This is a genomic window from Spirochaetota bacterium (genome assembly GCA_040756435.1).
Taxonomy (GTDB): Bacteria; Spirochaetota; UBA4802; order UBA4802; family UB4802; genus UBA4802.
Window position 1 is genome coordinate 21,214 of sequence record JBFLZD010000035.1, and the last position, 18,299, is coordinate 39,512.

The following is an 18,299-nucleotide window of genomic DNA, read 5'->3' on the forward strand; positions in this document are numbered from 1 at the left end:
GCTACTATTGTTCATCCTCCAAAGGATTATACTGTAACACATGCTGCACCTGATTTTGGGGTATATGCACAATGCCTTTTGGCATAGTGATTTCTAATTCTTTTCCCTGTGCCTGAACATAACCTTTTATTACTTTTTTATTTTTTAATATAATTTTTTGCAATAATCCCTTGTTGTGTTCAAGTATTCTGTATTGTATCATTTCTTCAAAATTAGTATTGCCACGGGTTATAAGATACGGTATATGAGAAGATAAAATATTTACTGCATGAATGTCAGAAGATGTATTATTATTTTTAAGTTGTGTAATAAAATGTATACGTTGCAGTTCATTATCTTCTATTGGAGTTAGATCGGTAATATAATAAGATTCATACACTATGACTTTTTTATTGTTATCAATATGCTTTAATTCATTGTTGCGTGATAAATAGATTGTCCCATCACCGTTTTTTATCCAGAGTTCACCACAGTTGGTAGTTGCAATAAAACGAGCCGTACTTATTTTCCCATCATATCGGTAAGCACTGGTTGTACACATCAAAGGCAAAATTTTAGCAGATAGTATATCAAAAATCCCATTATGCAGGAGTATAGAGAAATAATTATCGTGGAGGCCATCAAATTGTATAGTTGTGTTACTATATACAATACAATACACATCTTCAGATCGTAGTATGCAAAAAGAAGAGTTGTTGGTAACAAGTTGGGAGTATATTGAAATGTGGTCGCCAGTAAAAACTCTTTGCCCATTTACTAAAACAGTACCTGATGCAGCTTCCACAATAAAATTGTCATGAATTTTTGTAGAACATGACACCAAAAACATGCTTATTTGGAAAAACACTGTAGCCATAATCAGGCTATATGGACTTATTTTACTCATAATTTAGTCTACTTGTCCTCTTAAAAGAGAGTGTAATATTAATTCAAGGGAATATCTATATTAATGTAAAAATAATTACCTATATTACTTATTAATATTCGACTATATTAAGTATTATTTAATTAATAATTTTTCTTGTAATTTTATTTAAAATGTTAACCAGGTGATATTTTCTATTAAACTTTATATACATTTATTTCAATAACAAATAAAAAACCGACCAGCATGTTTTTCAAAAAAATATATTGTAATAAAAAAGTCAACATATTTTCATTATTTTTTAGCAAAAATAATGAATAAAAAAGAGAAACGATTTTCAATGTAGCAAAATAAAAACTTTACTACCTAAAACCAAATTTTTTCCTTGACAGATATACTATATAAAAGTATAGTATATCTATGAGTCAGAGAATTATATTCCATGTAGATATGGATGCCTTTTTTACTTCGGTTGAGCAGGTGGATAATCCTTCGCTTAAAGGTAAACCTGTAGTAGTTGGGGCTAATCCTAAAGAAGGCAGGGGCCGCGGTGTAGTTTCAGCTGCAAGCTATGAGGCACGTAGGTTTGGCATTCATTCAGGTATGCCTATCTCTAAAGCATATAAACTATGCCCGGGGGCTATCTTTTTGCCCCCACGGTTTGACCGCTACGTTGAACTATCGCACACCATTATGAAAATTTTTGAACAGTATTCACCATGTATTGAGCAGATAAGCATTGATGAAGCATTTTTGGATTGTACGGGGACACTGAAGCTATTTGGAAGCGTGGAAACTATTGCCCATAATATTAAACGTGATGTTTTTACACAAACGGGGCTTACCTGTAGCATTGGAATTGCAACAAATAAGTTAGTGGCTAAAATTGCATCGGATTTGCAAAAGCCTGATGGGCTTACCATGTGCCCGCCGGGAATGGAAAAAGAATTTTTAGCACCACTGAGCATTTCAAAATTATATGGTGTTGGCACAAAAACACAGAAGTACCTGGAGTCATTGGGATTCAAAACCATTGGTGATATTCAGCGTGCTAGTGAAAACTATTTGCAAAGCCTTCTTGGCAAATGGGGTGCAGTGTTACATCAGTTTGCATTAGGTATTGATAATCGCCCCGTTGAGCCATACTCTCAGGCAAAGTCGGTGAGTGAAGAAACAACCTTTGATGTTGATACTGATGATGAGGATGGTATAGTTTCTACGCTGACTGAGCTTTGTGATCGTGTAATACGAAGGGTTAGAGCCGCTGAATTTTCTTTCAAAACAGTAACATTAAAAATACGATTGGAAGGTTTTGAAACATACACACGCAGTAAAACATTACAGCAGCATGCCCGTGATATGGCAATACTGCAAAAGGAGATTCTGCGGTTATACATTTCATTTGGAAGGGGTAAAAGAAAAGTACGGCTTTTAGGTGTCAGGGTTTCAAATTTGCTTTGTAACGCTGATGTGCAGATGAACCTTTTTGAGAACCAACAAAAGGTTGAAAAAATTGAGGAAGTTATTGATAGTATTCATAACAGGGGGCTTACTGTGCTGCGAGCTTCGGTAATAAAGCCACCAAAAAGAGGAAAGGGGTAATATGGCTCAACGTTTGTATGAGTATGTACAAAATATGGTTGCACAGTGGGGTGTGGATAATCCTTTTTTTGGCGATAGTAACCAGGGACAGCTGGTTGAGCAATGGACTACTGATTTAGAGGGGCTTGAGATATTCTATTCGTATGTACGTAACAGCAGGTGGGTTACTATCACCGTATTGCCTACAAAGACAGGCATACGTCCTGAAAAAGAAGTATATCGGTGGAAAGGGTATATAAATGAATACATTGCTGAAACGGCAGTGTGGTGGGCATTTGAACTGTTAACAGAGAGCGAAGCACGGAAATTTATGATACAACATAAACCAAAAGTTGTATTTTCATTTATACGATTAGGCCATCCCTATGAATTGATTGTAAAATTTAACGGGTATTGTTGGGTTGTTGAAGATTGATGCAATTCTACAATCTCTTCTTTTGATAATCCTGATTGTAGAGCCTTTTTTGCATGAAACCATGCACAGTAGGGGCAACTGTTTACTGCTGTGACAACCAGCATGATTTTTTCAATAAAGCTCTTATTAATTTTAGTGTCTATAAATAATCCAATTATTGAAGGAATATGTAAGAGAAGATATGCAATATCTTTACAAAGGAGTGAAAAATTATACATTCGTTTATCAAAATTATATTTCATTGGTACATGTCATTGAAGAAGAGTGATGCTGTAAATGTAGCACATGCAGAATGGATGAAAAATTATTTTTTTAAAAGCAATGTAGTATCAAACCATTAATTATTCTTAAATGTGGAAATTTGAACAAAATATAAAATAGTGTACACTATATTCATTATTATATTTTTTAAGGAATTATTACTGATAATTTTTTATAAAACCCCAAATAAAAAAGGTGTCCCAAAAGACACCTCTTTGCAATGACTTTTGCCTTCCCGTCATTGCAAGGAACGAAGTGCTGAAGCAATCTCGCCTTTCGCACCATGGGATTGCTTCACTTCGTTCGCAATGACACATCGGCCAATCCCGTCATTGCGAGGAACGAAGTGACGAAGCAATCTCATAGTTGCGAGCGCCGCAGGCGCGTGGCAATCTCATCTTCTGCATCATTGAGATTGCTTCACTTCGAAATGCTAAGTGCAAGCACTTCGACATGCTCAGCACAGGCGCTACACTCGCAATGACATTGCACTCACGCCATTGCATGCCCTACCGTTTCTTTTGAGACGACCCCATCTTTATTATACAGGAATTTGTTTGTTAGTGCGCGTCCATATCTTCATCTTTTCAGCCTGTTTCACAAGATCATCCTGGAATTTTGGATGAGCAATGCTTATAAGCTTTTCTGCACGCATCCAGGTTGGGCAGGCAACAAGTTTAACTGCACCAAATTCAGTCACTATGTAGTCAACCATCTGGCGGGGGATAGTTACTGTTGAAGCAAGGGGAAGCTGAGGGACTATTCGTGACTGAAGCTCGCCTTTGGAATCTGTGTATGTTGATGCCAGACATATAAAGCTTTTGCCGCGTTTTGACCACTGCGAACCAAGAACAAAATCCCACATTCCACCGTTGCCACTAACCTGGCCAGAACCTAAGCTTTCAGCATTTACCTGTGAAAACAGGTCAACCTGTATTGCATTACATATACTTACCATGTCATCATTCTGTGCAATGATACGTGGGTCATTGGTATAATCAACGGGATACGACGCTAATGCCTGGTTATTGTGCATAAAATCGTACATGCGCTGGGAACCTATTGCAAAGGTGTACACGCATTTAAATTTATCAATATTTTTCTTTGCACCATTCATCCTTCCTGATTCTATCATATCAACGTATGCGTCCACAAACATTTCGGTGTGACCACCTAAGTTTTTAAGGTCAGACTGGGCAATAAGTTTGCCAACCATGTTGGGCATACCGCCAATGCCTAACTGTATGCAGCATCCATCGTACAAAAATTTCATGACATGCTCAGCAATTTTTTTGTCGGTTTCGGTTGGGGGAACATCAGGTGCTGCAAAAAGCATCTGTGTTTCAGGTGCTTCCACAATAAAATCAACACGTGATATATGAATGGCTTCCTCAGATCCACCCAAACATCGGGGCATGTTTTTATTAACTTCTACCAGCACATAATCAGCTGCATCCACCTTGGCTGATGTTTCTGAATTTTGTGGACCAATGTTAAAAAATCCCTGATCATCCATGGGCCCAACCTGTAAAATGGCAATCCATTTAACATTTTTACTTTTTTCAGGTCTATTGTAGTAGTATGAACGGTAACCCGGATCAATATGTTCATGCGGATCCTGGTTTAGCAGATAGCGATAGTAGAATGGTGCCCTGTGGTACAATATTGGGCAATAGTAAGCAGCTTCAACCTGAGTGTGAAGAAGACGTGTTAGCTTACTCCATTGCCAGTCAATATACGTAAAGCTTTGAGGATATTTTATAACCTCAGGTACTGGGGGCAAAGTTACTGCTGTATAGATTAAGACGTCCTTTAATTCAGGAGCTCTTCGTGCCAGTGCCTGGTCAAGGATAACTGGTTTTCCATTGAAAAAACCATAATCCACAACGTCCCCACATTCAACAACTTTTACCGCTTCATCTGGTGTTGTTAACTTGGCTTTGTATTCATTCCAGTAATTCATATGTTTTCCTCCATATAGAAAAATAATCTCATCAAAAATATTATAATAATACAATCTTATAATGTCAATGAAAATATTTATTATTATTTATAATTTTTAAGATAGTTAATAATATATATACATAATATATAATATGTAATATTAGAACAAAGCAATTACAGGTATTGAGTGATGATACTCAATATTTGTCATATATGATAAGTTTAATCATTAATTATTCCTAAAATATGGAAATTTGAACAAAATATAAAATAGCAATCTCGCCTTTCGCACCATGGGATTGCTTCACTTCGTTCGCAATGACACATAGGCTAATCCCGTCATTGCGAGGAACGAAGTGACGAAGCAATCTTGTCTTCTGCTGCATTGAGATTGCTTCGCTACGCTCGCAATGACTTTCTACCTGCGTCATTACAAGTCCCACTGTTTGTTTTGGGACACCCCCATTAATTATGAAATTTTTTAAGGAATTATTATTGAAGTTTAATTATGACTTTACTTTCTTGATTATAGAGATTTAATATAAGAAGATATAAAGGAACTTCTAAAAACTGTTTTTTAGGATGTTCGATAGTGGGCACAATATATATGAATGATTTCATAAGAAATCAGTTTTTAAGAGGTGTCCATACTATATAGTCAATTGTGCTACAGTTTAGAAAAATAATATCATGAGTTAAAAAATAGAAATATCATTATACCAGAGTAAGGCAATATTACGGGTGAATCACTTTTAATAAAGTTCTCATTTTCAGGTAAAGAGGCTAATACTAATTTTGTTTTGAGTAGTTGAAAAATCCTTGACAATTGAAAAGTTGCATAATGATATAACAATAACATTATTATATAAATAAATCATTTGCCAGTTCAAATAAATAGCTTAAAGAAATTTTTTTCAGATGCTGTTGTATCATAAAAATATAAAATTGTAATACTTTATAAAGAAATTGTGTACCAAAGTGAATATATAAAAATTATTTTAAATAAAAAAATTTATGGCTGAAATATTTTTTTATCATTGATAATATATATAAAATCAGGAGGTTAATGTAATGATGGGCTCACCAAAAATAATAGCGGTTATAATTATTGGTATTATCCTGTTAGGTACTATAGTTGCCACTGCAATTTTGGTTGGTGATAATAAAATAGAGTTATCCATTGATTATTCTTTATCAATACCATATACTGAGATGGCTCTGCAAAGCTCAAAGGATATTTTTATCTTCTCAGATATTGATTCAATGAATAAGGATGTGGCTCAAAAGCTCATTATTACTTTTACACCAAAAATTGAGTATCGCATAAAGCCACTTGATGCACGTAACTGTATAATAGAAATATTTAATCCACTTCCAGCAAATGAATATCATTTTACTGTAGATCTTAAAAATGTTGATAAGCAAGATTTAAAAATAACATTGAATAATAGAGAAATTGAACTGGGAAAAGAATATTATTTTGTCACTCCGCTTCTTGAAGTCAGTAGCTGGCATCGTGATAGTAAATTGTTAAATGCACCTATTACATTTAAATTTAATTTCCCTGTAGCTTTGGAGATATTGAAAAAAAATATCAGCATAAGTCCACACGTTGATTATGACCTTGTGTATGATGCTAATGATTCAAAAAAAACGATAGTGATTTTAAAGCCAAAAGATGAAAAAAAAGCAACTCAATACAAGTTAACAATATCCAGTGAAATGACACCAATTGGCGGTGTTAAAGGTATGGAGTCAAAGTTCACCTGCCATTATGAAACCTTTTATCCTTTTGAGTTGATGGAGGTGCAATCCACATACAATAGATATGGTGAAAACTCAACCTTTTATCCCGATTATCCAGTTGAATTTAACTTTAACAATCCTGTTGAATTAAAAGAAGGTGAATCAATTGCTTCATATATTACGGTTTCCCCTGATCCTGGCGGTGTTCAGATAAGTCAATATGGATCAACAATTTCAATTAGTGGCAATTTCATTGGTAAAAATAAATACACAGTAACTATCGCCAAAAATTTAAAGGATGTATATGGCCAATCACTTGAGGAAGATATTAGTGAAACAATTACATTTGAACATGCCTTTTCATATTTTTCATGTCCAACAGGTAACATGATTATTGAAAGTTATCTTGATGCAATCATCCCAATACGGATGATTAACGTTTCTTCATTTACGTGTAGATATTTATCGCTGGTGAATGAATCTGACATTGCAAAATACGTAATAAATCCAACTGAATATTTTGACAAACATGCAAAAGAAAAAAAATATTCAATAAAATGGTCGTGGGATGTGTATAAAACTATTAAATATGATTTTTCAAAACTGCATAATGCAAAGTATGGCTTTTTTGTGTATCAGATAATACCGGAAGAAGAAAATCCATATAGTAAAACAAAAGCAAAATACAGTGGCGTAATACAAATTTCGGATATTGGGGTAACGGTTAAAGAAACTAAGAATCAAATGCTTTTTCACGTTAGATCGCTTCTTGATAATAAACCGATTGAAGGTGCTTCTGTGTTTTACAGTGATAGTACCAGTCCAGCTAGCATAACCGATAGTAAAGGTGTTGCTATCATACCCAATAATAAGTGCCAGTTTTATCAGGTGAAATATTCTGATAGCAAGTTCTATTACACAAAAGCCCAAGAAATGTATGATGAAGATGAGTATAGTGATTACAGCATAAATACATTTTCTATACCACAAAGGCACTGGGGAACAAATTACCATATAAACAGACCAAAGATGCTCCTTTTTACGGATAGATATTTGTATAAACCTGGCGATGTAGTTCATGTAAAAGGAATTTTTAGATATAGAAACAATGATGAGTGGAGCCTTAAACCACCATTCTCACCCATTAGCAATATTGTAATAAAGGTGTTTGATTCTAAAGACAATGAAATGTATTCATTTAAAAAAGCTATAACCGAGGATGGTGATATTTCATTGGATATTGACTTAAAGAAGAATTGCCCCACAGGATATTACAGGCTTGAGGCAACTGCCAATAATAAAGAATATAATTTTGATGAGAGTATTAAATTTCAGGTGGAGGAATTTAAACCTGCTAAAGCTGAAATGAAGATAAATCCTGATAAGTTAAAATATATATGGAATGAAGTATTAGGGGTGGACCTTTTGGGATGGTACTTATTTGGTGCACCTGTTATGAACGATATTGAGTATACAATATCCATAACCCCAATTGTGTATAAAAGCCAGCGATTCCCTGAATATTCATTTTCAACTCAGCTCTATGACTATTATGATGAGTATGACGAGTATAGATCATCACCTACGTTGATAGCAAGTGGTAAAGTAAAGACAAACGAAAATGGAGTGGGCAAAGTGTATGTTCCGTTGAGGGCAAAAAATGATATAACAAATTGTGAAGTACTAATTACAGCAAAGACGTATCTTTCAGATGATTCACCGGTATTTGGTGCAAAGTCAGGTATACAGGTATTGCAGCCGGTTCACTTTGGAATAAGGGTGCCTCAGTACTTCAACTATGCAGGCAATACTATGACTGTGCAGTTGGTTGCGGTGAATAGCAATGATGCAGTAGTTGAAAATAATAACGTTTTGCTGGTAATTAAGCAACACAAATGGGTATCCTATCAGTTAGCCGGTGTGAATGGGCGATTGCAGTGGGGATATAAAAATATTGAAACGAATGTGTATTCGCAGGTGCACAACATAGGGAAAAAGGATATAACTATTGTTATTAATGAACCTGGCTACTTTACGGCTGAGCTGTATGATATCCAAAATCAGCAGAAATATGCGGTAAAGGACTTTTATGTATTGGGTAAGGGTGAAGCTGGATGGCGAATGAATGATGATGAGACAGTTGATGTAGAAATGGATAAGAAGAACTATGTAGTTGGCGATACTGCAACGCTGCTTGTAAAAAATCCGTTTGAGAATGCAACAGCATTTGTAACAATAGAACGGGAAAAGTTTTTTGACTACTTTGAAGTTCCAGCTACATCCAGCATTGTAACAATCCCCATTAAGATAACTGAGGAGTATATACCCAACGTTCATGTAAGTGTGATGCTCTATACTGGAAGAAGTGGTTTTGATAAAGTAAAAGATGGTGAAGATCTTGCCAAGCCAAAATGCTATATTGGCTATGCAAATATAAAAGTTATCCCACGACAGAAAAAATTAGATATCATAGTAAATACCGATAAAAAACAGTACAAACCTGGTGATAACGTAACACTGAATATGATCATAACCGATAACAAGGGACAACCTGTAAATGGTAAAGCTACAATCTCAGTAGCTGACAGAGGGGTTCTTAATCTTGTAAACTATATTTTACCTGATCCAATAGACTTTTTTTATCAGCCCCGCCCGCTTGCTGTTACAACTTTTGATGTACGTCAAATAATATTGGGACAGCGTTATTTAAAAGAAAAAGGTGAACTTATTGGTGGTGATGGGGGCATAGCTTCAATGGGGATGATTGTTCCAAGATCTAATATTAAGTATACTGCATATTACCGGGCAACTGTCAATGTTGAAAACGGTCATGCACAGGTATCATTTAAGTTACCTGATAACATTACAAGTTTTAAGACAATGGTTGTTGTTCATACCCCGGAATCAAAGTTTGGTTATGGAGAAACAACGTTTGATGTTAAAAAACCTTTGATGGTTTTACCAACTTTTACGCGATTTGTTCGTGTTGGTGATGTTTTCAATGCCGGTGGACTTATATTTAACTATACCGGCAATAAACAAAAGATAAATGTAGGAATTGAGCTAAAAGGTGGAATGAAGCTTAAAGATGGTAAATCATCACAATTAAAAGAGATAACATTGAAAAATGGACAATCAATAGAGGTGCTTTTCCCCATAGTGGCGGGAAATGATAGAACTGCCACATATATACTTACGGCAAAAGCAGGAGCATATACCGATGGTGTTATAGATACAATTCCTGTAAAAGCACCCAATATTTATGAAACCGTTGCAGTATATGGAAGGATCACAAAAGAGGATGAGACAAAAAAATATAAATTAGATATTTCTAAAAATATTATCCCCAATCTTTCTTTTGTAAATGTATATGTAAGCCCTTCTCAATTTGCAGAATTGAAGGGAAGCCTGGATTATCTTGTTGAATATCCGTATGGTTGCTTAGAACAAAAAGCGTCAAAGATACTTCCGTTGGTTCTTGGTCAGGATATCATATTGCAAAAAAATTTGCTGAAAGTTAAATCACAGCAAGATTTGCGTTCTACTGTACAAACAGTACTGGATAAGTTCCCTGATTATTTTAAAAATGACGGCTTTTCATATTGGAGTTCGGATTATGGTGAACCTTCAAGTTATTTGACAGTATATGCAACTTTTGTTTTAACCATGTCAAAAAAACGCGGCTATGCTATTGATGAAACAGTTTTCAGAAAATCTTTGGAAACAATAAAAAGATTTGTAACAAAAGGTATTATTTTCAAACACGAGGAAAAATGGTTCTCATCAAGTTATAAATATCTTACATTATCGTTTGCCCATTATGTTGCTGCCCTAAATGGTATCACAAGTAAGAGTGATTTGGAGCTTGTCTACAATTCACTCAACAAAGAAAAATCAGTTATGTGTACAGGGTATGCATTTTTGCTCAAAGCAGTATCCCTGCATCCTGATTCAGCATTTAAGCAATCAATGATTAATGATGTGTCCAGGAAACTATTTTCAACAATGCGCACTGAGTCAGGTTACGTGTATTTTCAAGATGGTGCCGATTGGGATCGCTTTTACTATGATAATGACATCACAACTGCACTTGTTTTACAAGCTTTGCTGGAATCGGGAGTGCATTTTGAAAATGATTTTAAAGCGGTAAATTACCTGTTAAAACAACGTAAAGGAGCGGCGTGGAGAAATACGCATTCAAATGCGTTGATATGGTGGGCATTGAATACATATTTGCAAAAGTATGAAAACGAAAAGCCAAATTTTGCCATAAAAGTTTTGTATAATGAAAAAGAATTAATTTCACAATTGATGCAAAATCAAAATGTTTCATACACAACTAACTATTACATCACCAATGCTGATTTTGGTACTCAATCATTACAGTTTATAAAAAATGGTACTGGTATTCTATATTATATATTTAGGTACCAGTATGTGCCAATTTTTGATTCAATAACATCCAGGGATATGGGGTTTGAGGTATCAAAAGTATATAGAGATGTTAAAACCAAAGATGAAGTGAATGTCTTTAAAAAAGGTGCGGAATATATTGTTGACATTGAAGTGTATACTACAAAAGAAAGAGGCGTAACAGTGCTTGATGACCAGCTCCCAGCAGGGCTTGAGCCAGTTAATGTTTCATTTACAACCGAGGAAAAGCTTAACATTTCAAAAGATAATAAAACCTATGACACATGGGGGACATTTAATCACTATGAACAATACAATGATCATGTTATATATTACGCTGATTTCCTTCGCAAGGGTAAGCACACTATTACGTATAAAGTACGAGCAACCAATACAGGAACGTTTGCTTTGCCTGCATGTAAAGTTGAAGAGATGTACAATCCTGAGGTTTTTGGGATACAGTACTACGGTAGTAAAGTGAAAGTGCAGTAAATATCATGCAATGGTGTACTATATTCAGTAACTATCGCCCATACTATATTATACAGGTTATTGCTTGCTTTTTTTGCGTGGCGATAGTTACTTATATAGCAATCCCATATAGACAATCCTACCTTGCCACACATACACGAGTGCCAATTACTATCTATGACAGAAACGGCACAGTGCTGATGGAGATAGCAAGGGATAAAAGTGGCCTTGCACAGTATATAGATTTAAAAAAAATTCCTGAAGAATTTATTGCACTGTTATTGTTTTCTGAAGATAGAAAATTTTATACACACATTGGTGTTTCACCTTCTGCAATTGCCAGAGCGATTTATCAAAACATCAAAGCTATGCGTGTTGTATCCGGTGGCTCTACCATTACCCAGCAGCTTGTAAAATCAAAAAAAGAAATCCTGAGGAATACCATTTTAACAAAGATATTAGAAATAATAGAAGCAATACGATTGGAAATGCATTTTACAAAAAAGGAGATTCTTGCTGCATATATAAATGAGGTGTATTTGGGGAACAATATATATGGGTTTGAAAAAGCAAGCCAGTGTTATTTTGGTAAGTCATTTACCGATTGCAATCTTCTTGAAGTGGCCTTTCTTATATCCATTGTAAAAGCACCAGGACGATATAATCCTTATAAAAAACCCGAAATAATTGTGCAGAATGCAAAAAGCCTTTTGCAAAAAGCAAATGAATCAGGCTTTTTGCATATATCCCCTGCTGAATTAAATACTTATATGCAAAAAAAAATTTCATTGCAGTATACTGATCAAAACATTACTGCACCACTTTTTTGCTTATATGTGCTGTCACAGGCCAGGAAGCTTTTTCCCGATAAAGATATTGTAGATACATATACCACGCTTGATGTACATCTTTATAAAAATATCTTATCTGTTATGAAAAACTCATTGGATATTATACGAGATAGCAATGCATCGCATGCAGCCATGGTGATGATTGATAATTCTACCATGGAAATTTTAGTAATGATTGGCTCAGTTGATTTTTTTGACTATGAAAAAGGTCAGGTAGATGCTACGCTGATCAGACGGCAGACCGCTTCAACCATGAAGCCATTTGCTTATGCGCTTGCTCTTGATAAAGAAATATTCCATACTTCAAGTATTTTACCTGATGTGTATACACAGTTTTATTCAAAGGTTGGTACATATATACCAAAAAACTTCAGTCAGAGTTATCATGGACCCGTTCGTCTGGCAAAAGCATTGGGATGTTCGTATAATATACCTGCAGTATATGTGGTTAATGCAGTAGGCCTTGTACCATTTTATAATTTCCTGAAAGAAATAGGTTTTGATTCCATAACCCGTTCGCCTTCACATTATGGATTAGGGATAGTGCTGGGTAATGCTGATGTCAGCTTGATAGAGCTTGCAAATGCATATACTATATTTCCACGAAATGGTATATTTTCAAAAGCTGTAGCTGTTACCAGAATAAAGGATGCTAAAGGCACTATCTATAATGTACAAAAAACTACCCCAAAACGTTTGTTGAAATCATCAACCTGTTTTTTAATATCACATATTCTATCTGACTATTCATATAAAGTAGATGCATTTGGAGTACAATCAGCAATTAATTTTCCCTTTCCTTTTGCTGTTAAGACAGGTACCTCAAAGGATTTTCATGATAATTTTATTGTCGGTTATAATAATAGATATACCATTGGGATATGGGTAGGTAACCTTTATAATAAGCCCATGTACAACCTACCCGCAGTATCAGGAGCAGGGATAGTATTAAAAGATGTACTTTTGTATTTATGGAATACAGGATATGAGTTCCCACCATTTAAACCTATAAGCAAGATTAAAGAAACAATGATATGTAAATTATCAGGAATGGTTGCAGGTAAATTTTGCCATGATACGTATACCGAATATTATGATGAGGATAACTTCCCCACTTGTAAGTGCACATGGCACTCCAATAATACAACTGTTGTGCCTGTTGAATATACAGAATGGGCAAAAGAGAAAAAAATGCTTTGTGAACAATCAAAAGAATTAAAAATTATCTTTCCTCTCAATGGTTCAGTATTTAAAATAGAAAAGGCTGTACGGAAAAATATTCAGGCTATACCGTTAAAAGCTCAAACACCTGGAAAGAATATTAGGTGGTATGTGAATGGGAATCTGGTAGGAACTGGTAATGAAGTAATATGGAGGCTTATAAAAGGTGAACATACTATTACAATTAACAACAATGGGCAAATGGATAGTGTAAGAATCAGAGTGATAGAATAGCATAGCGTTCTGCCAGGTGCCAGTGTTCAGTATAATACACATAATTGTATAACGAATATGGATAGTAACAAGAAAATATAATAAAATTAATAAGCAATAATTCTTTAAAAAATTTCATAATGAATATAGTGTACATTGGGGTCGTCTCAAAAGAAACGGTAGGGCATGCAATGGCGTGAGTGCAATGTCATTGCGAACGAAGTGAAGCAATCTCAATGATGCAGAAGATGAGATTGCCACGCGCCTGCGGCGCTTGCAACTAGGAGATTGCTTCGTCACTTCGTTCCTCGCAATGACGGGAAGGCAAAAGTCATTGCAAAGAGGTGTCTTTTGGGATACACCCAATGTACACTATTTTATATTTTATCCAAATTTCGACATTTAGGAATAATTAGTGAAAATTAATTGTCTTTATTCAAATTATTTACTAAGTTGTAAAAAAATCTACAAAAACAATGGAGTGATACTATGATGCACAAACTATTTTATCCTGAATCAGTTGCAATTGTTGGCTTATCTTCACGACAAAACAATATACCACGTCTCACACTGGAAAATATGCTGCGCTGGGGATATAGAGGGCGCATTTTTGGCGTAAACCCAAAAAGCGATGACGAACAGGTAGATGGCATACAGATGTATAAATCCATAGAAGCATTACCTGAGATTCCGGATTTAGTATATGCACTGGTACCAGCAAAGTTTGTGCCCGGAATTGTTGAGGAGTGTGGTAAGAAAGGTGTGAAATGGATGGCCATACCCAGTGGTGGTTTTTCAGAATACAGTGAAGAAGGGAAAAAGTTAGCTGAGCAAACTGTTGCTGCTGCAAAGGAATACGGAATACATTTTGTAGGACCCAATGGATTAACGGTTGCCAACGTAGAAAATGGTTTGTGTCTGCCATTTGTCCCTTTACTGCGCCCTGAGTTTGGTGGCATGTCAATTATTTCACAGAGTGGTGGTGTTGCCATTATGATGTGGAATGTTATTATGGATGAAAATATTGGTATAGCAAAGTTTGCAAGTATTGGAAATAAATTAGATTTAGATGAAGTTGACTTCCTTGAATATCTGGGCAATGATCCGGCAACCTCAATTATTTGTATGTATTTAGAAAGTGTGCCACGAGGAGCTGATTTAATAAAAGTGGCTGAAAAAATAAATAAGCCTATTGTTGTGTATAAATCCAACACCACCCAGGCTGGCAAAAAGGCTGCCATGAGTCATACCGCTGCCATGAGCAATGATGAAGAAATACTCAATGCAGCATTTGAAAAGGCTGGAATTATTAGAATATACAATTATCATGACTTCTTTGCTGTGGCAAAAGCATTCAAGCTTCCTCCTATGCGTGGCAGGCGCATAATGGTTATGAGCCCTGCAGGAGGTTTTGCGGTAATGACTGCCGACCTGTGTGAACAGGCAGGTTTTGAATTTGCTGATCCGGGAAAAGAATTTTATGAAGGTTTGCAAAAATTTTCAAATGCGGGAGTAATCCACTTTTCAAATCCTCTTGATTTAGGTGATATCTATGACCCGGCATTTACTGCCCATGTTGTGTATTCAGTTATGCACAATCAAAATGTGGATGGCGCTGTGTATGTAAGCCAGCGCCCCCAGATGCCTGACCGCGAGAATGTATTTTCCCGAATGTTTTTAGCCGACCTTTCAAAAGAAACGTGGGGTGCCATAGTATCTTCAGGAAAGCCATTGGGGATTTGTTTACTTGGTTTATCGCGTGTTATGGCGCAGATAAAACGTACTGTTAATTTCCCCATTTTCAATTCGCCTGAAGAAATGGTGCGGGCACTAGCCTATCAGATGAAATTTTATACACGGCATCTTGGGAAAAAGAAAGATGAACCATGCACTGTATCGTTTGGCAGTGCATTAGAGTGGATTAAACGCAATACCGGTGAAATTGGCGAAGATGCAATGGAGCTTCTTGCAACAATAGATGTGTCAATACCATCATCAGGTATAGCAACAACAGAAAAAGAAGCTGTGGCCTTAGCAGGGCGCATTGGCTATCCGGTGGTATGTAAACTGGTATCAAAAGAGATATTGCACAAATCAGATGTTGGCGGTGTGATGGTTAATGTAACCGGTGATGATGAGGTCAAGCAGGCTTTTGCAACGATTCATGCAAATGTACTATCGCACAAACCTGACGCAACAATAGAAGGAGTGCGAATTTCAAAGATGGCAGAAAGTGGCATTGATATGTTTGTGGGAAGCAAATATGATGATTCGTTTGGACAGGTAATACTATATGGTTTTGGTGGCATCTATGTTGAGGTATTTAAGGATGTTGCCTGCTCGTTATGCCCTGCAGCAAAAGAGGAAATAAAAGAAAAAATTTCACGGCTTAAATCATTTGCACTCTTGAAGGGAGCACGCGGGCAAAAACCAAAAGACATTGATGCATATGTGGATGTAATATGGAAGCTTTCACATCTTTTAGCAAGGGCACCTCAAATAAAAGAACTGGACTTAAATCCTGTACGCGTATTTGATAAGGGCTGTCAGGTGCTTGATATCAGGCTGAAGATTGTGCAATAATTGAAATGTGCATTACATGGTGCTACGCTTTAGATATGATTTACTTAGATAATGCTGCTACTAGTTTTCCTAAGCCTGAGCCGGTAATAAAAGCAATAACACAATGTTTGCAGGACTATTGTGCTAACCCCGGCCGTTCAGGACACAGGCTTGCAATTGAGGCTGCACGAAAGGTTTTTGAGGCACGGGAGACAGTTGCACAATTTTTTAATGTAAAAGATTCCCGAAATGTCATCTTTACTGCCAACGCAACAGTTGCTATTAACACTGTTTTTCATGTGTTACTGGAAGATGGTGACCATGTAGTAGTGTCCTCTATGGAACACAATGCTGTGATGCGGCCATTGCGGTATCTGGAAAAAGAAGGAAAAATTACAGTATCATTTATTCAATCAGGTAGTAACGGTAAAATTACAGGCGATATTACACAAGTATTACAACCCAACACTAAGCTTGTTGTCATAAATCATGCATCCAATGTCAATGGTGTGGTACAGGATATTGCTCTGATTACCGCAAAGGTTAAAGCATATAGTCTTTCTATTGCGGTGCTCATTGATGCATCACAGAGCGCTGGAGTACTGACAATTGATGTACAAAGTATTGGTTGTGATTTTTTAGCGTTCACCGGACACAAAGCGTTGTATGGCCCACAGGGGATTGGTGGATTAATTATCAATACAACAAGGCCATTAAAACCTTTTATTATGGGTGGAACAGGAAGCAAATCCGAAAGTCAGTACCAACCTGAATTTTTTCCCGATAAGTTTGAAAGCGGTACACTCAACCTGCCCGGTATTGTGGGATTGGAGTTTGGGATAAAATATATTGGGCCACAAATGGAAAAAATACAAGCTGAAGAGTTGCAACATATCAAACGGGTGATTGAGTGTTTGTCAGGAATTAAAGGTGTAACCACGTACTGGAGTAATTCTTTTGAGCATCAAATTGGTGTTGTATCATTTGCTCATGAATCAATTTCTTGTAGTGAAATAGGTCAGCGGCTTAATGATGAATATTCAATATGTGTTCGTGTGGGGTTGCACTGTGCACCGCTGGCTCATGAAACTATAGGCAGTTATCCGGATGGAACCGTGCGGGTTTCTGTAGGTGCATTTACAAAGAATAACGAAATTGATACGTTTTGCAAAGCTATCGAACGTATAGCAAAGGTATAACGATGAATTATTGTATACTATTATTGCCATCTGTGCATGATGTAATGAAGGCCGAAAAGATTTTACTTAAAGCAGGTGTTAACATAAATGTAATAGCCACCCCACGGGAACTATCGCATAACTGTGGGGTGGTAATATGCTTTGAATGCAGCAGTTACAAAAAGGTAGTATCCTTGCTTGAGGAACTAATAGTAGAAAAAAAGATATTTAGAAAATCTGATGACACTACATACTTAGAAGTTACTCAAGAGTAGATTCTAACTTTTTAATGCTCTCATCAAGTATTTTGTATTCTTTTGAATTCTTTGGAAATGTACTCTGATACTTTTTAAAGTACTTTATCTGCTCCAATTTCCAGCGCTTCATGTCAAAATTATTTTGGATCATAATGTTACCCCCGTTTAGTAAACTGTTGTAGTATAATTTTCGTAAAAAATGTAAAATAATTTCATTAATTTATTGTAAAAACTTTGATGATTTACACTAATTATTCCTAAATGTGGAAATTTGAATAAAATATAAAATAGTGTACAGCC

Annotated in this window: 11 protein-coding genes; 7 read left to right on the top strand and 4 right to left on the bottom strand. The window is 35.9% G+C overall.

Annotated features, from left to right (window positions below):
- Positions 1–4: 4 nt before the first annotated feature.
- Positions 5–886, bottom strand: a complete 882-nt coding sequence (locus AB1444_10730) for a hypothetical protein (GenBank protein MEW6527130.1) — start codon at positions 884–886, stop codon at positions 5–7.
- 399 nt (positions 887–1,285) lie between these two features.
- Between AB1444_10730 and dinB the strand changes: the two genes are divergently transcribed.
- Positions 1,286–2,467, top strand: a complete 1,182-nt coding sequence (dinB, locus tag AB1444_10735; GenBank protein MEW6527131.1) for a DNA polymerase IV — start codon at positions 1,286–1,288, stop codon at positions 2,465–2,467.
- A 1-nt stretch (position 2,468) separates the two neighbouring features.
- Positions 2,469–2,882, top strand: coding sequence for a hypothetical protein (locus AB1444_10740; protein MEW6527132.1), 414 nt, complete (start codon positions 2,469–2,471; stop codon positions 2,880–2,882).
- Here AB1444_10740 and AB1444_10745 read toward each other — a convergent pair.
- Both AB1444_10745 and AB1444_10750 read right to left on the bottom strand, forming a co-directional pair.
- Positions 2,831–3,124 (bottom strand): carboxymuconolactone decarboxylase family protein, encoded by a 294-nt coding sequence (locus tag AB1444_10745; protein MEW6527133.1) that lies wholly within the window; start codon positions 3,122–3,124, stop codon positions 2,831–2,833. The genes AB1444_10740 and AB1444_10745 overlap by 52 nt on opposite strands.
- A gap of 560 nt (positions 3,125–3,684) precedes the next feature.
- The gene (locus tag AB1444_10750) at positions 3,685–5,106 is read right to left on the bottom strand and encodes an acetyl-CoA hydrolase/transferase C-terminal domain-containing protein (GenBank protein MEW6527134.1); all 1,422 of its coding nucleotides are present in this window, start codon (positions 5,104–5,106) and stop codon (positions 3,685–3,687) included.
- A 1,052-nt stretch (positions 5,107–6,158) separates the two neighbouring features.
- On the opposite strand from AB1444_10750, the gene AB1444_10755 reads away from it, so the two are divergent.
- The 5 genes from AB1444_10755 (at position 6,159) to AB1444_10775 (ending at position 18,017) form a co-directional block, all read left to right on the top strand.
- On the top strand, positions 6,159–11,738 hold the full coding sequence (locus AB1444_10755; protein MEW6527135.1) for an MG2 domain-containing protein: 5,580 nt from the start codon (positions 6,159–6,161) through the stop codon (positions 11,736–11,738).
- A gap of 5 nt (positions 11,739–11,743) precedes the next feature.
- Positions 11,744–14,023: a penicillin-binding protein 1C gene (pbpC, locus tag AB1444_10760; GenBank protein ID MEW6527136.1), complete on the top strand. Its 2,280-nt coding sequence runs from the start codon at positions 11,744–11,746 to the stop codon at positions 14,021–14,023.
- 468 nt (positions 14,024–14,491) lie between these two features.
- Positions 14,492–16,585 (top strand): acetate--CoA ligase family protein, encoded by a 2,094-nt coding sequence (locus AB1444_10765; protein MEW6527137.1) that lies wholly within the window; start codon positions 14,492–14,494, stop codon positions 16,583–16,585.
- Positions 16,586–16,620: 35 nt separating this feature from the next.
- Positions 16,621–17,763 (top strand): aminotransferase class V-fold PLP-dependent enzyme, encoded by a 1,143-nt coding sequence (locus tag AB1444_10770; protein MEW6527138.1) that lies wholly within the window; start codon positions 16,621–16,623, stop codon positions 17,761–17,763.
- Positions 17,764–17,765: 2 nt separating this feature from the next.
- Positions 17,766–18,017 (top strand): DUF3343 domain-containing protein, encoded by a 252-nt coding sequence (locus AB1444_10775; GenBank protein MEW6527139.1) that lies wholly within the window; start codon positions 17,766–17,768, stop codon positions 18,015–18,017.
- Here AB1444_10775 and AB1444_10780 read toward each other — a convergent pair.
- Entirely contained in the window at positions 18,004–18,150 is a 147-nt protein-coding gene (locus AB1444_10780) for a hypothetical protein (protein MEW6527140.1), read from the bottom strand. The genes AB1444_10775 and AB1444_10780 overlap by 14 nt on opposite strands.
- Positions 18,151–18,299: the final 149 nt, after the last annotated feature.

What these genes read in the sequence shown, in the direction of transcription:
- AB1444_10770 (MEW6527138.1), top strand. Translation starts at nt 16,621, where the DNA reads ATGATTTACTTAGATAATGCTGCTACTAGTTTTCCTAAGCCTGAGCCG.
- AB1444_10780 (MEW6527140.1), bottom strand. Translation starts at nt 18,150, where the DNA reads ATGATCCAAAATAATTTTGACATGAAGCGCTGGAAATTGGAGCAGATA.
- AB1444_10755 (MEW6527135.1), top strand. Translation starts at nt 6,159, where the DNA reads ATGATGGGCTCACCAAAAATAATAGCGGTTATAATTATTGGTATTATC.
- dinB (MEW6527131.1), top strand. Translation starts at nt 1,286, where the DNA reads ATGAGTCAGAGAATTATATTCCATGTAGATATGGATGCCTTTTTTACT.
- AB1444_10775 (MEW6527139.1), top strand. Translation starts at nt 17,766, where the DNA reads ATGAATTATTGTATACTATTATTGCCATCTGTGCATGATGTAATGAAG.
- AB1444_10745 (MEW6527133.1), bottom strand. Translation starts at nt 3,124, where the DNA reads ATGAAATATAATTTTGATAAACGAATGTATAATTTTTCACTCCTTTGT.
- AB1444_10750 (MEW6527134.1), bottom strand. Translation starts at nt 5,106, where the DNA reads ATGAATTACTGGAATGAATACAAAGCCAAGTTAACAACACCAGATGAA.
- AB1444_10730 (MEW6527130.1), bottom strand. Translation starts at nt 886, where the DNA reads ATGAGTAAAATAAGTCCATATAGCCTGATTATGGCTACAGTGTTTTTC.
- AB1444_10740 (MEW6527132.1), top strand. Translation starts at nt 2,469, where the DNA reads ATGGCTCAACGTTTGTATGAGTATGTACAAAATATGGTTGCACAGTGG.
- pbpC (MEW6527136.1), top strand. Translation starts at nt 11,744, where the DNA reads ATGCAATGGTGTACTATATTCAGTAACTATCGCCCATACTATATTATA.
- AB1444_10765 (MEW6527137.1), top strand. Translation starts at nt 14,492, where the DNA reads ATGATGCACAAACTATTTTATCCTGAATCAGTTGCAATTGTTGGCTTA.